The 14,382-nt window shown below is 62.6% G+C and carries 8 protein-coding genes and 1 pseudogene; 7 read left to right on the forward strand and 2 right to left on the reverse strand.

The annotated features are described in order from the left end of the window. The first annotated feature begins 457 nt into the window (after positions 1 to 457). The 4 genes and pseudogenes from JHW41_RS04075 to JHW41_RS04090 all read left to right on the forward strand — a co-directional run. Positions 458 to 3,175 (forward strand): RHS repeat protein, encoded by a 2,718-nt coding sequence (locus JHW41_RS04075; protein WP_250449114.1) that lies wholly within the window; start codon positions 458 to 460, stop codon positions 3,173 to 3,175. Positions 3,176 to 3,248: 73 nt separating this feature from the next. After that, the gene (locus tag JHW41_RS04080) at positions 3,249 to 6,302 is read left to right on the forward strand and encodes an RHS repeat domain-containing protein (protein WP_250449115.1); all 3,054 of its coding nucleotides are present in this window, start codon (positions 3,249 to 3,251) and stop codon (positions 6,300 to 6,302) included. A 7-nt stretch (positions 6,303 to 6,309) separates the two neighbouring features. Continuing rightward, a complete protein-coding gene (locus tag JHW41_RS04085) occupies positions 6,310 to 6,684 on the forward strand; it encodes a hypothetical protein (protein WP_250449116.1) in 375 nt (124 codons plus the stop codon). Between the two features lie 171 nt (positions 6,685 to 6,855). After that, a pseudogene (locus JHW41_RS04090) lies at positions 6,856 to 6,975 on the forward strand (DUF3574 domain-containing protein); the annotation flags it as partial. A gap of 366 nt (positions 6,976 to 7,341) precedes the next feature. On the opposite strand, the gene JHW41_RS04095 reads toward JHW41_RS04090, so the two are convergent. Together JHW41_RS04095 and JHW41_RS04100 are read right to left on the reverse strand one after the other, a co-directional pair. Continuing rightward, positions 7,342 to 7,566 carry a hypothetical protein gene (locus JHW41_RS04095; RefSeq protein ID WP_250449117.1) on the reverse strand — a complete coding sequence of 75 codons (225 nt, stop codon included), beginning with the start codon at positions 7,564 to 7,566 and terminating at the stop codon, positions 7,342 to 7,344. Positions 7,567 to 8,813: 1,247 nt separating this feature from the next. Further along, complete coding sequence (locus tag JHW41_RS04100; RefSeq protein ID WP_250449118.1) at positions 8,814 to 9,968, reverse strand: hypothetical protein; 1,155 nt, start codon at positions 9,966 to 9,968, stop codon at positions 8,814 to 8,816. A 979-nt stretch (positions 9,969 to 10,947) separates the two neighbouring features. Here JHW41_RS04100 and JHW41_RS04105 point away from each other — a divergent pair. The 3 genes from JHW41_RS04105 to JHW41_RS04115 all read left to right on the forward strand — a co-directional run bounded on the left by JHW41_RS04105 (position 10,948) and on the right by JHW41_RS04115 (position 14,338). After that, positions 10,948 to 11,229, forward strand: a complete 282-nt coding sequence (locus JHW41_RS04105; protein ID WP_250449119.1) for a hypothetical protein — start codon at positions 10,948 to 10,950, stop codon at positions 11,227 to 11,229. Between the two features lie 65 nt (positions 11,230 to 11,294). Then, positions 11,295 to 12,227, forward strand: coding sequence for a hypothetical protein (locus JHW41_RS04110; RefSeq protein ID WP_250449120.1), 933 nt, complete (start codon positions 11,295 to 11,297; stop codon positions 12,225 to 12,227). 1,427 nt (positions 12,228 to 13,654) lie between these two features. After that, positions 13,655 to 14,338 (forward strand): GrpB family protein, encoded by a 684-nt coding sequence (locus tag JHW41_RS04115; RefSeq protein ID WP_250449121.1) that lies wholly within the window; start codon positions 13,655 to 13,657, stop codon positions 14,336 to 14,338. Positions 14,339 to 14,382 lie beyond the last annotated feature (44 nt).

Raw genomic sequence — 14,382 nt, forward strand, 5'->3', positions numbered from 1 at the left:
GGTCAAGCGCAGCCCCTAGACCACCACAGATTGGCAACCAAGCAGTCCGATTGCAGGCCTGCTTGGCTTGTGCTTGAGCGATATGCGAGGGAACGGATATCACCCCAGCTATCAGCTCGGATAAGTGGCGAGTGCCCACGAAATTCAGGCAGCTCCAAAATCAGAGTTTTCCTACAGAAACTGGTTCGCTCTGTGAGTAGGCTGGCGCAGCCGTTGACTTCAGCACGGCACGTCTGCCCTGTAGTGGTTCAGCAAGCTCATGCAGACGTTGAGCTAGACAGACGCTATATCGCAAGGTGAGATCGCTTTTGGCGAGACTAATCTCCGCGGGATGCGCTGCCAATGATTGGTGGCACGGCCGGTTGGCCGACATGGATGAGCGATGACTGAACACCTGAACACCCCGAAGCGCCGGGTTGCAAACGCTTCCCCTCGATGGCTGCACTGTGCGATTTGCGTGGCTTTGTGGCCCACGCTCGCATGGGGCCAGGGCAACAAGGCCCCGTGGGAAGAGTACGACAAACTCATCCAGGGACGCGGCAAGGTCATCGCGCTGACCGCGGACCTGTTCGGCGATTCGGTCGATCTGGCCAGCGGCGCGCTGAGTTTCTCGGCGACCGATGTCAGCGTTCCCGGCAATCAAGGCGGCCTCGGCGTTGCGGTGTCGCGCTCTTTTTCGGTCGGCAATCGCAAGGGTTACGGGCCGAACGAACTGGCCTTCGCCGATTGGGACATCGAGTTGCCGCGCCTGACCGGCGTGTTCGCCGCCGGCTCCGGTTGGGGCAGTGCGTGCACGCACCAGGGCAACGGCCAGCCGCCGTTGATCCAACAACCCGCGTTCTTCTATCCGCACGAGTATTGGCAGGGCAATCGCATGATCCTGCCCGGGCGCGGCTCGCAGGACATGATGGTCGCCAACGGTACGGTGCCGGCGACGCCGTCCGCGGGCGGTCCGTATCCTTGGTTGACCGCGGACCTGACGTTTTTTTCCTGCCTGCCGAATCAAAAGAACGCAGGCGGCGAGGGCTTCCTGGCCCTGACCTCGGACGGCACCAGGTACTGGTTCGACTGGCAGGCGCAGTTGCTCGAACCGACGCTGGAAAAGACCACGGCCGGCGGCAGCAGCGCCAGCGGCAATGTCACCTACCTGGGCCGGCGCCAGGTGTCTCTGTACGCCTCGCGCGTCGAGGATCGCTTCGGCAACTGGGTCAGCTACACCTACACCAACGCCGCGACCGCGCCGGTCCGCCTGACCCGGATCGATGCCAGCGACGGCCGCGCGCTGACCTTGGAGTACAACGCCGCCGGCCATATCGCTAAGGTCAACGAGGGCGCGCGCAGCTGGATCTACGAGTACAGCCAGCCCGGTGGCGTTAGTACAAGCCTGTCGGCCGTGGTCCTGCCAGACGGCTCGCGCTGGACCCTGGACATGGCAGCCCTGGCCAATGCCACGATTCTCTATGAGCAATCGACCCGCCCGGAAGAGCTCGTCCGCAGCTGTGGCGATCCCGGCATCGTCGTCGGTCCGGATGATCTGAGCGCGACTATCACCCACCCCGCCGGCGCGCGCGGCGTGTTCACGGTCGGCGTGCAGCGCATGGGGCGCTCCAACGTCCCGATGGTGTGCAGCAACTACAGCACGCCCAACAACAACCCCAACGACGACGTCGCCTACTACGCGCTGGCGTACGACGGCTTCGCACTCAAGAAGAAGCAACTGTCGGGGCCCGGCGTGACGGCAGCGGAGTGGAACTATACCTACGGGGCGCAGATATCGTTCGCGCCCGGTACCGGCCCGGTCTGCACCAGCGGCGACTGTGGCCAACCGCGATGCACGTCCGACACCTGCGCCGGCACCTCGACCACGATCATGCAGGGTCCGGAGTCGAGCTGGACCCGCTACACCTTCGGCAACAGCTACCGCTACAACGAGGGCAAGCTGCTGAAGATCGAGCGCGGCAGCAACGCTAGCGCGATCGCGCGCACGGAGACGTTCCGCTACGCCTGGGCGCTGCCCGGCCAGCAGTTCGCGGCGCCGCTCGGCAGCACCCAGCAACCGCGCGGCGACGGTTTCGGTTCCGAGTATCGGCGCCCGGAGATCGGCCGCACGGTGTCGCAGGATGGGGTGAACTTCGATCGCCAGGTCGCCACCGTGGATGCGTTCGCGCGCCCGACCCAGACCACTCGGTCCAGTTCGCTGGGCTTCAGCCGCACCGACCTGAACGAGTACTACGACGACACCGCGCGCTGGGTGCTGAGCCAGGGCAAGCGCCAGATCAACCAGAACACGGGCTTGGTCGTGTCGCAGGTGGACTATCACGCCGCCAGCGCCTTGCCGGCCAAGGTCTACGCGTTCGGCCGGCTGCAGCAGGAACTGACCTATAACGCCGACGGCACCGTGGCGAGCGTCAAGGACGGCAAGGGGCAGGCCACGGTCTTGTCGCAATGGAAGCGCGGCATTCCGCAGGCCATCGGCTACGCCGACAGCACGGGCGAGTCGGCCAGCGTCGACAACGCTGGCTTGATCGCCTCGACCACAGACGAGAACGGCTACAGCTCCGGTTATCGCTACGACGCGATGGGGCGCTTGGCCGGTATCACCTACCCCAGCGGCGATACCGTTGCGTGGAACCCGATGTCGAGCGATTTCAACGCCAGCAGCGCGGCCGCGTTCGGCCTGCCGGCGGGCCACTGGAGCCAGGTGCGTAGCGAAGGCAACAAGCGCGACCGGGTGTTCTTCGATGCCTATTGGCGTCCGGTGCTGGAAGAAACCTACGACGTGGCCGACCGTGCTGGCACCCTGAGCCAGGTGGTCAAGCGCTACGACGGCCTCGGCCGGCTGGTGTTCCAATCCTATCCGCTGCGCGATATCGCCGACATCGGCGCCGCGCTGCCCGGCGTGCGCACGCGCTACGACACCCTGGACCGGCCGATCGCCAGCGAGCAGGACTCCGAGCTGGGCGTGCTGACCACCTCGATCGAATACCTGTCCGGCTTTCAGCGCCGCACCACCAACCCACGCGGTTACGCGACCAACGAGCGTTTCCAGGTCTTCGACGAACCCGATTTCGGCAGCCCGGTACTGATCGAAGCGCCGGCCGGCGTATCGACCACGATCGCGCGCGATGTGTTCGGTAAGCCGCTGGAACTGATCCGGTCCGGTCCGAATGGCTGACTGCTTCCAGGCAAGTGGTTCCAATCGGCCGCAGTCCAAAGCGGCGTCGCGCAACAAAGGAAAGGAGTTCCGGATGAGCCGGATCAGCAAGTGGTGGCTGGGTGTCGCGTCGTACCTGCTGTTCGCCATGGCGGCGTCGGCGCAGCAGCCCAATCCGTATATCCATGTGGCGTTCGATTACCCGGCCGAGGGCGCGCAGTACGTCGCGCCCGCGAACGTGGCGATCAAGGCCACGGCGACCGTCCTTGACGACAACGTGTTCGTCACCTCGATCGTTCTCAACGGCGCCAGTGGGCAGTTGCACCAGGTGCAAGGACCCGAGTTGCAGTACACCTTGTCGAACCTGCAGCCCGGCAACTACGCGGTGTCGGTGATCGCGCGCAACAACCTCAACCGTACCGCATCGGCCACGCGCAACTTCACCGTTATCGCGCCCGGAGAGAAGCCGCCGACCGTGTCTTTGCGTGCGCCAACCGGCGCGCCGTTCATCAACCCAGCGCAGATCGACCTGACGGCGGATGCGGCCGATCCGGACGGTCATGTCGTTAGCGTGGCGTACTACGTCAACGGCCAGTCGCTCGGCAGCGCCACGGCGGCGCCTTACCCGTTCACCTGGAACAACGTCGGCCCCGGCAACTACAGCTTCACCGCGGTAGCGACCGACAACAACGGTAAGCAGACCACCTCGGCGGCCGTCGCGGTCGCCGTGGCGCAGACCGCCGTTCGCGGCAACATTGACGGCGTGCAGCCGGCCGGCAACGGCGAGTACCGGGTCACCGGTTGGGCCTGCACCAGCGGCCACAACACATCGATCGACGTGGAGTTCTACGTGGGCGGCGGCTGGCCACAGGGAACCCGAGTCAGCGGGCACACCGCTTCGCTTCCCAGCGATTCAGGCATCGCCGCGGCGTGCCAGGCGCAAGGCACGGCCTACCGATTCTCGATCCCGATCACGCCGGCGCAGCAACAGGCCTACGCCAACCAAGGCATCTTTATTCATGGTGTATCGCCGATTGGCGCGGGCAACCTGCTGATCGGCAACTCCGGCACTTACAAGATCCCGGCGCCGCTGCGGATATCACGCCGCTACGTCTACGATCAGAGCCAGCAACTGTGCAAGACTATCGAGCCGGAGACCGGCTCGACGGTGATGGAGTACGACGACGCCGGCAATCTGCTGTGGTCGGCCGCCGGCCTGGACTTGCCCGATCCGAGCCAATGCAATCGGGCCGAGGCCGCCGCTTCCGGCCGCGTCGTGGCCCGCACGTACGATGCGCGTAACCGGCTCAAGACCCTGAGCTTCCCCACCGGACGCGGCAATCAGGTCTGGAACTACTATCCCGACGGCTTGGCCCGCGAGATCACCGCGGACAACGAGGGCACCGGACAAAGCCTCATCGTCAATCGCTACCAGTACAACAAGCGACGACTGCTGAGCAACGAAACGGTCACGCTTCAAAACGGGGCGGTCTGGAGCAGCGACAACGGCTACGACGCCAATGCCAACCGCATCAGCTACACCGCACCGGACGGCCTTCAGGTCAACTACGCGGTCAACGCGCTGGGGCAGCAAACTAATGTCAGCTCGGTCGGAAGAACCTACGCCTCCGGCGTCAGCTACTACCCGAACGGCGCGATTCGCCAGTTCACCTACGGCAACGGCACCGTTCACACGATGACCCAGAACGCCCGGCAGTTAGCCTCGCGCAGCACCGATGCGGGCGCGCTCGATCTGACCTACGAGTATGACCGCAACGGCAACACCGCCACGATTCGAAACATCAACGCTGTACCGAACACCTACAGCGGCAATCGCGATCTGAGCTACGACGCCCTGGACCGTCTGGCGAACGCGCATTTGCACTACTACGTCAACGAAAGCTATAGCTACGATGCGCTCGACAACCTCAAGCGTAAGAGCGACACCTTCGGCAGGGTCCGGGATTACTGGTACGACGGCAATAATCGGCTGACTAATATCCGCGACGAAAACAACGCTGGCGTCGTGGGTCTGGACTACGACGCTCAGGGCAATCTGAGCAACAAGAACGGCCAGGCGTACGAGTTCGACTACGGCAATCGCCTGCGTCGAACGCCGGGGAAGGAAACCTACGTTTATGACGCCCACGGGCGGCGCTTGAGTCAGTTGAATCGGTCCGACACGACATTCGCGTACTCCTTCTACAGCTTGGGCGGGCAACTGCTGTTCCGTTACGAAGGGCACGCGAACGAGGCTACGAACGACAACTATCCTGAGATCAGTCGGCCGCACATCTACCTCGGCAGCAGCCTGTTGGCGACCGTCGAGTGGAACCGCGCGACCAGCACGGCCGAGACGAAGTACTACCACACCGATGCGCTGGGCAGTCCGGTCGCGGTGACCAATGGCGCAGGCCAAGTGATCGAGCGGACCGAGTGGGAACCCTACGGCGCTGCGATCGGGAAGCCCAGCTACGATGGCGTGGGCTACACCGGGCATGTCATGGATGGGCGCACTGACTTGATTAATATGCAACAGCGCTATTACGATCCGCAGATCGGAAGGTTTTTGTCCGTCGATCCGGTCACTGCTTACGACAACGGCGATATGCGGTTCTTCAACCGCTACATTTACGCGACGAATGCGCCCTACAACTTCACAGACCCGGATGGGCGGGAAATTAAGCCAACCGGGACTAGGGCCGAGATCAGGGCGATAAAGAGCGCCTTGAAGAAAATTGAGAAATCGAATCCGGCTTCCAAGGCCAGAATGCAGGCGATGCGGGATTCCGACAACTTGCACACAATCAGATTCCCCCAGTCGGGAGAGTCACCGGAAAATAAGACAACCGGGGTCAGAGCTAACGAAAGTGTTGCTGGCGTTGGCACTGGCAGCGAGACAGTTGTAGATCCTACGGCGCAAGTGACGACGGTCAACTCCGATGGAACGCAGGTGACTTCAAGCGGTGAAACAGTGCTGACTCACGAACTTCTCGGACACGGTTGGGACAAAGACAAGGGCATCATGGATCGGAGCATAAATCCGGCAACAGGGGAGCGTAAAAGTGAAGAGAGAGCTATGGATGCAGAGAATGAGTACAAGGATGCGGTCGGCGAATCTAGGCGAAATTGTCATTCGAATTGTTAGCCCTGTAATGCTGATTTCGGCCCTCATTTTGACAGGGTGCCAATCAGTGCCTGCAAATACTGGGAGTGAATGGCGGGTAAGAACTTTTGACGCTACCAAGCTGAATGCTGTGAGTGCAAGCTCGGCTGATCAAACGCTCGCCGGCCAGCTGATCGAGGATTACAAGAAATCCCCTAAGGACAGCAATTATTCAGAGCTGACACTTTCGCGCGTACTCCAGGATAGAGAAGGTGGCGGGAAAAGGTATTTTGTCTTTGATCTCCGGTATGTGGACGACGTTGGTGCCGTTTATGTCCTGGATTCGCGTAACGTCATTCTGGAAAAGTTCCTTACATCCCCATGGAAATCAAAGGCGATAGAGGGGACTAATCCGATTCCCTGAAGCGCAACGGCCCGCATTGGCGGGCCTTGTTGCTTGTGTGTGCTTGGAAGTTATCACCCGGCTTGCGCAAGCGATGGAGTTATCAGGAATTCTTAGACACCCCTTCTGGGGGCTTGGGCTGCCCAGAAGTTTAGGACAATCGCCAGCCTCAAATTGAGGCGCGCCCAAAGACTGCACGAAGACACGCCAAAGCACCGATCGGACATCGAAGCGCTTCGTCTGGCCTGGAAGCGTGAGAACTCAACACAATCAGTGTTTTGGCCGCAGCAATCGGCGATCGTTTCCTTCTAAAGCTGTGGCCGCGCAAGCGCTTGCAGATTCAACGTCAGGTCGAAGACGCGTTGCGCTCCGGGACATTGCCGGCCGCAGGTCCGCTGCCCACGGCCGTATCGGTTATCGCGTCGCTTAGGGCGTGGGTCGCCAATGCTCGGTGTTGGACGATGTCCAAAGCCCCCTGGTCGACTGCCCGGCTCTCGCAATGGGCCGCTAGTCCGTCCAGGAGCGCGTCTCCGACCCGTACGCTCTGCCTGTGTGTACACCGATGCGTTGCCGGGCAATCGTTGGGCGTCGTGCAGATCGAGCAGTCGAGCGCACAACCGCAAAGGGGAAGGCAATCCATTGAACTTCCAAAGGTTAGGGCATGGCGTGGCTATACGATCAATAGAAGTCCGATGCACTTTGATGGTAGGCGTCGTAAGCCCGCTGGCACGCCGCCTCGCCGACTTCATCGGGCGCAACTGGGCCGCGCCTGGAGATCTTCAATGCCACCGGATACCACAGGCGGAACTCTTCGAACGTGAGGCCGGGCCCACTCCGAGCCGCTTCGTACTCGGGCCCCAGGAAACGTTCGTCGTCCACATCGAGGCCACGAAGCGTCTGCACCGCCTAGTTCGCTAGACGGACCGCGTCGGCCGGACGATCAGCTAGCGCCGCGTAGCGGGCCGTCCAGACCAACTGCTCACGCGGGGTCATCGTTTGCCAAGGAATTGCGATAGACATGGCGACCTGCCGTCATTGGTTCAGGATGAAAAAGGGGCTTTTCACCGACCCTCTCATGAACTTGTCGCAAGGCCTGCGACGTCGGAGGTCCAAGGGCCTCATCGGACGGTCTCGAGACGCACCAGTTATCACCTGCCAAGTCGCCGCGCCTGAGCCGCCCGATCACGACTCCTGACCATCGACCTCAGCGTTGGCAGTATCGGGCTTGATCGGATACGAGCAAACCCACAGCCGAAGCGAAAGCATCACAAAGCCGAGATGTGGTTATCAGTTTCTTGCGGCTTTCAGATGTCTGCTTCCGACCCAGAGCGGACATCGGAGGAACAGGGCCGTTGGCGGAAGAGTGGGGGCCTCGGAGGTCCACACCCAGGAGGGTCAAATCAGGAGGCGCACCTTTGGCCAAGCCACCTATGGGTCCGTTCGTATAACGGCTTGTTAGCCGGACCCAGCAGCTCTAAGATCAAGCGGTATCAAAGGGGGAGCTCACCATACGGTGCGCTGCGAATAAGTCGTACAACCGGACCCAAGAATCCGGCTATTAGGTAGGGGGGCGCTATCCATGGTTTCTCGCATACCCGAAATTCGCCTTTCAGGCCGCGTTCTCACGGATCGCGGAGTTTCTGCTTTCCAGGGTGATCTACTCGTCTATCACGCAGATAGTTCACGTGGTCGCTCCGCACGCGCCGGCCGGCACACAAATTATGGCTACGCTGGCCGCTACTACGGCTCAGTCCATGATGGGATGGACTGGCGCCGACTGAGGCTCACGTCATTAGTGTCGTCGGTTACTTACGATTTTAAGTAAGACGCGCCCGCTGTGTTGCAGACTATTGTCCAAGCGATTGCCGCGCGCCGCGGGTGGGTCGTTAGAGTGTCTGGCGGGTCATAATATAGTGCGTGACGCGCCTAGCAATTCGTCCAAGCCGACGGCGCTTCGCGGCGCGGCTTAACTCAGTGCCGGTCGATGTGCGCTTCTGGCCGGAAGCGCACATGACCGATTACAGCGACGCAACCCCATTACCACGGCACGCAAGCCCGCCCCCTCTGACGATGCGCGCATGGCGCACGACCAGGGGAAAATCCTGGCGAGCCCCCGCCCTGAGCGGGAGCTCGCCCATGACCATACTTGATCAGGTCGGTTCGTAGCGCTCTTCGATTACGGCGAACAGCTGAGCAGCCTCTTCTTTGGCGTGCCTGTCTTCCTCGACTGCGAGTGGCGTCAATTCGATTCCGGCGACGCCCCCGGCATACGCTGGCCCGCCGACATCGTCGTCATATGGAGAGCGGTCCTCGTTGATCGCTTGATACCGGTCCTGGCTCAGGTCCCGACCCAGCATGCGTGACAGGTACATCCAGACCCAAGCACGGAACGGCGTTTCGTCCCGATCTTCGATGAGCTCGCGCATGGCGGATACATCACCCTCGCGTGCTAGCACGGTCAGCCACTGGTAGGCCAACTCGGGTCGATCATTCGCATCGGCCAAGTCAGCCATGTCGTACGGATAAATATCATCCGATGGCTCGAGCTCGAGCGCGCCAGGATCACCGTAGCGCGTTGCGGTGAGCAGCATCGCGCGCCTATCCCTGCCCCGTGCCGCAGCAAGGAGGTGGTACCGATGCTTGGCCACCACTCGAATAAATCTGTCTGCGCCCGCGGCGATCTCCGCGAAGCTCACTGGCTCGGTCGACCACTCACCACACCGGCGAAGTTCGCGACCGAAGCGGCGGTCGTCCTCATCTGACAGCTCCCCATGCGGCTCGAGCATGTACGCGATCGCTAGGTGCGCCGCGGCGATGCCGCGCGCCGCGGCTGCCTCCAACCCTTCGAGCAGCAATGGGAGCCCGCGGAGCAGCGTGTCAAACTCATGCTGCATGCGGCTGATTAGGGCGGTCGACAGCCACTCGGCAACGACATCCGACTCCGTCTCGTCCGCCTCCACCCACTCGTCTTCATCGCTAGTGAGCGCGGCAATCAGCTCCTCAAAGCGCACCGGCGCGTAGCCGGATGCGCCAAGGAAGCAGACCAGGCCTTGGGCTGCGCGCACCGCCTCCTCGTCTGACAGCCCAAAGTCCAGACACCGTTGGATGACGCGGCCCTCATCCGGCGCGAATCCGGTGTCGCGCCAAGCCACGTCGCACCACGCGGCCTGGTGATGGAACGCCGCATGGGTAGCAAATCCGGCGGCGGCCGCCAGCAGCTCATGGACCTGGCTGCGGGTAAGCGACGCAGTGCCCTGCGCCCGAAGGTATGCATGGACATGAAACGCATATTGCTTGATGGTCATGACTCGTCCTCAATGGCCAAGCCGATCCGGGTCAGGCGCACACGTTTAAGTCCCCGGCAGCTGGCCAGAAGAAGAGTCGATCAGGGGATACGGCCTGTTTTTGCTCGTGTGCAAGCAGGGCGGGCGCCGCGGCTAGTGTATGCCGTCCGCTACCACGATTCCAAGTGCGCGCTAAAACTGCGTGCGCTGGTGCCCTGCGCCACCGTTCCAGCCGTGGCGGAGCGCCGGACGGGCCGACCACCGCGGACGATTCAGATCCAGACCGGGGTCTGCCGGAGTCAGCTAAAGGGTTCGGCTGAGGCCGCCCAGTCTCCCAGCGCCGACCAGCCAGTGTTCGCTTCCGACCTTAAGCGGACGTTGCAGTCCTTTGCTCCTGAAGGCGGCGGCTTGCGTTGCGGGGTTTTGCCGCGGCGATGAGGCTGAGAAGAGGCTGAACTGGTGGTCTTGCCGGCCGAAGGTCTCGCTCGGACTGGAAAGACGTTACGGCGTGGCAAGGAAGGGGCCAAAAATTCTGGCCTCTCGCCCGGTGGCTGGATGGGACAGGACTCCGGAAGATTCTTTCACGGGATTCGCCCGGCCTTAGGAGACCCAATGAAGAAGACCCCGCCCTCGCCGCGCCCGATGATGCCTGCGGCCGCTGCCCGGATCCAGAGTACGCAAGCCCGCGCTAACGGAGGAGCCGTCAAAGCCGGCACCTTCGCGCCCCGCGCCCAGCCGCCCGTAACAAGTAGGCTCTTATGGCTACCCGATACTGCACCGACAAGGATATCGACCGCGCCGTAGCCGACCTCGTGCGCGTCGGATGGTCATTCAAGCGCGGGCGGCGACCCGGCCGGCTCCGTGCGCCCTGCGGAGTGACCGTTATAGTGCCATGCACGCCGGGCGACCGCAGGACGTTCGCAAACTTCACAGTTCAAACTCGGAGAGTGCGCGAGTGACAAGGAATCTCGAGTACGCGGCGTATCCGACACTGGGAGAGATGCTGCGGTTCGTCATTGGGGCGCTCGACTTGCGCGCTCGCGGCGAGGCGGCTGATAAGAAAAGGCTGGACCGCGCGGCGCGCGAGGGGGACTTCGACGCGGAGACATTCGATGAACTTGTCGTCGCCTTGGTCGAAACCTCGTTCGTTGCCGAGGGTGATCCCGAGTTCGGCCACTTCGTCGCCGATTTCATTCGGTGCAAGCGACCGCACTACGCCAAGCTGTTGGGTTCGGTCTCGGCCGATGCCCTGACACGTGAACAGCTGATGCCACTTCTGTAGAAGGCTACGTACCGCGCGTCGTCGCCGACTTCCTGATCGAGGCACGCGACAAAGGTTTCATTCCCTTGCCGGAACATCTGCTGGCCGAATCTCTTTCGTTCGATGTCAATCGCCCACGGGCAAGCCCACTTCGCTTCGTGCTGGAGGAGTACCTGCGGCACAAAGGGCAGGTCGCGCCGGACGTGTTCGCGGCTGTATATCAAGGGACGGCCGTGGAAACCGACCGTCAGCGCGACAAGGTACGCGACTGGATCAATGGTGACCATGTTCCGGACATGGGCCAGCTCCTACTCGCCGTGTCCAATCAGAAGACCGCGTCTGGGGATCTGTCGAACTCCGATCGCCGTCGCGCACAGCGTCTCAATCGCGCATTGCGTGTGGCGAGAGCGCTCGAATACGGCTTAGCTCGCCTCGAGGATCCCCGCGCCTTCGCGGCGGCTGTACAGCGGCTTCTGCCTCAGGATGCGCCGGTTTTTGACATCGGGACTTTGGTTCATGCGGAGATCGTTCGCCAAGCCCGGGCTTGGGAAGGACTAAGCGAGCTTGGACTAAACACGTTCGAGCGTCTTGGATTCGATGGTCCCTCGGCGAGCGCAGACATCGAGTACGCCGCGGAACTTCTGCTTATGTTCGAACAGCGGGCCGCCGCAGCCAAAGCGCCTTGGGCCACCGAATGGATGGTCCGCTGGTGTCGGGCACGGCTGGCCATCTGGCAGTGGCGATGGGAGGAAGGGTTAACGCTTTACGACTTGGCATTCCGGGCGGCACTTTACCGAGCTGGCCCGGCGTCCGGACGGTTGCTTCGCGAGGCGCTTGCCGTTGCCGGTCGTATGCGTAAGAAGGCCCACATCAACCGGTACGTGGAGCAGTCAAACGCGTTGGGCTTGTGGCCGCCGGTGCTCAGGGGCGTGCTCATCACGCCGAATGATGGGGAGATCCTTTCCAACATCCTGGTTACATCGTATTTACCTTACCTGCCAGCAATGTCCGCACGCTGAAACGTGGCAAGACTCGCAGCCTGGATCTTCTCAGCGGCGTGGCAATCTGGCTCGTACGCCGAGCTCTTGCCGGACGACCAGGCGGAGTTCGACAAAGTGCTGGTGGTGCTCGAATCCTCCCCCCCCGCGCGCCGGCTCACCACGAACCACACAAGCAAGAACTAGAACCGCCTTTTCGTGGATCTCATCAAGGTGGAGGAGAAGAACGGCAGCCTACGGCCAAGGCCCTGGCCGAGTACCTGGGCACGGCACAGGGGGAGCACCAAGTTTCCCATCGGCACGGAACTACTGCCCGCGGTGTTCGAATGGCCGCTCTGCGGTCCCATCGTCCAATACAAGGTCCGCGCCGTCCTTGCAGCGCTTGACGTCGAGGCGCAGTCCGCAAAGAGCCCAGTGCCAGTCATCCCCACCAATCCTCGGCGTGCATGATGACTGCTTCCGCCGCATTCCACCCCATCCGAATTCTTCATAACTGTAAGATTTAATTGGGAATTTTTGTGGATTGAGCAAGCGCTAGCCCTTTTAGGATGCCAACTACCACGGAAAAAGCATCTTTAGGGTTCCAACTGCTAGCGAGCTGAGGTGTCCAAAGATGGAGAGACCCTTGCTTTCATAGGGCGGGCAATAGTCCCTTATGAGCAGACCCACACCCGTGCGGTAAGCCACACGCTGCGATTCGGGCTGTATCGGGTCGCTGTGTGGGCGGCCCCGCAAGTCGCTGCCGGGCAGTCGCGCACACGGAAGCGGCCGGCGCCGCAGTTGCGCAAGCTAATGCTGCTGAAAAAGGGCTCCTAGGAGCCCTTTTTTATTGCCGCAGCGTCGGCAATGTCGCGAGCTGCGTGCCGCGCCCGGGCTTTCTTTGCCGCGTTCCTGAAGCGACCGGCCGAACGTTGTTCAGCATAGTCAGCGGGTGCGAGCCCAAGCCGCGGTCGACCGGGTCTCGATAGCCACGCTGTCAGGCTGCCAGACGCTGGCGACCGATCGCGGCGTGGCGACTCTCTGCGAACGCGCCGACACCATCTCCGGCGGCCGTCCGCCTGTCGTCCGGTAGTGACGCTTCACCGAGACAAGCTGTCGATGCTTCCCCGTTCAAGCCTGGCGGCTGCCCAGGACGAGGTCGCTCTGAACGACTCTGAGGCCGGTCGAGTGGGGGCGGCTGCGGTATCGGCATTGCGCGATCGCGGCACCGAGTCTCACTTTCGGATACGCGAGTAGGGGCATGCTATGGCGCTTGCAGGAGTTCAGTAGTCGCGTCCAAGGATCAGGATGAATTCGTTAGCCGTCGTACCCGCCGTACTTAACCCGCTCATCTCCGCCGTGCCCGGCAGCGCCGACCGCCGCATCCCGGGCGCGCGTTCCGATGCGTCCTCGCCACCGCGCATCGCATGCCGCGAGAACGTCGCGCCCGAAGAACGAGGCGCAACGCGATGAACGCCTCGACGGGAGACCTCAGCGGCGCCCTGCAGGTGGCCCGCGTGCTCAGGCGACTGCGCGAGCAGGTGCAGCCCGGCGAGCTGGGCGCGGAAAGTGTCGAGCAATTCGTGCGCCGCTACTCGCGCGTGCGCGCGCCGACGCTCGACCTGAACCTGCGCAGCGGCTGCGATCCGGCCTGGCCGCAAGCCTTCGACGAGGAGAAGCAGCGCCTGCTCGCGGCGCTCGCCGGCGAGGACGTGGCCGGCATCGAACACATCGGCAGCACGTCGATCCCGCAGCTGGCCAGTAAGGACATCCTCGACATCGTGGTGGCGATGCGCGAGCCGGCGGCGATCGAGCGCGCGGCCGCGACGCTGGCCGGGCTGGGTTACCGGGCGCATGGCGAAAGTCCGATCGACGCCGGGTTCTCGTGGCATTGGCGGATCGGGCCCGACGGCGGCCGCTCGTTCGTGGTGCACACCTGCGTCGCCGACAATCCGCGCTTCGCCGAAGTCAGGAACTTCCGCGATTTCCTGCGCGCCTTTCCGCACGAGCGGCAACGTTATGTGGAGCTCAAGCGCGAACTGGCGGCCGTGCCGGGCCAGACCTGGCTGGAATACAGCGCGTTGAAGAAGATCCTGGTGGTGCGCATTACCGCGCGGGCCAACGCCTGGCGCTCCGCCGGTGGTGGGGTTTGAGCTTGGATGGGGCGCCATCGCGGCGAGGCCAGGAGCGCGCGGGC

Source organism: Lysobacter enzymogenes (genome assembly GCF_023617245.1).
In the GTDB taxonomy this organism is placed as follows: Bacteria; Pseudomonadota; Gammaproteobacteria; order Xanthomonadales; family Xanthomonadaceae; genus Lysobacter; species Lysobacter yananisis.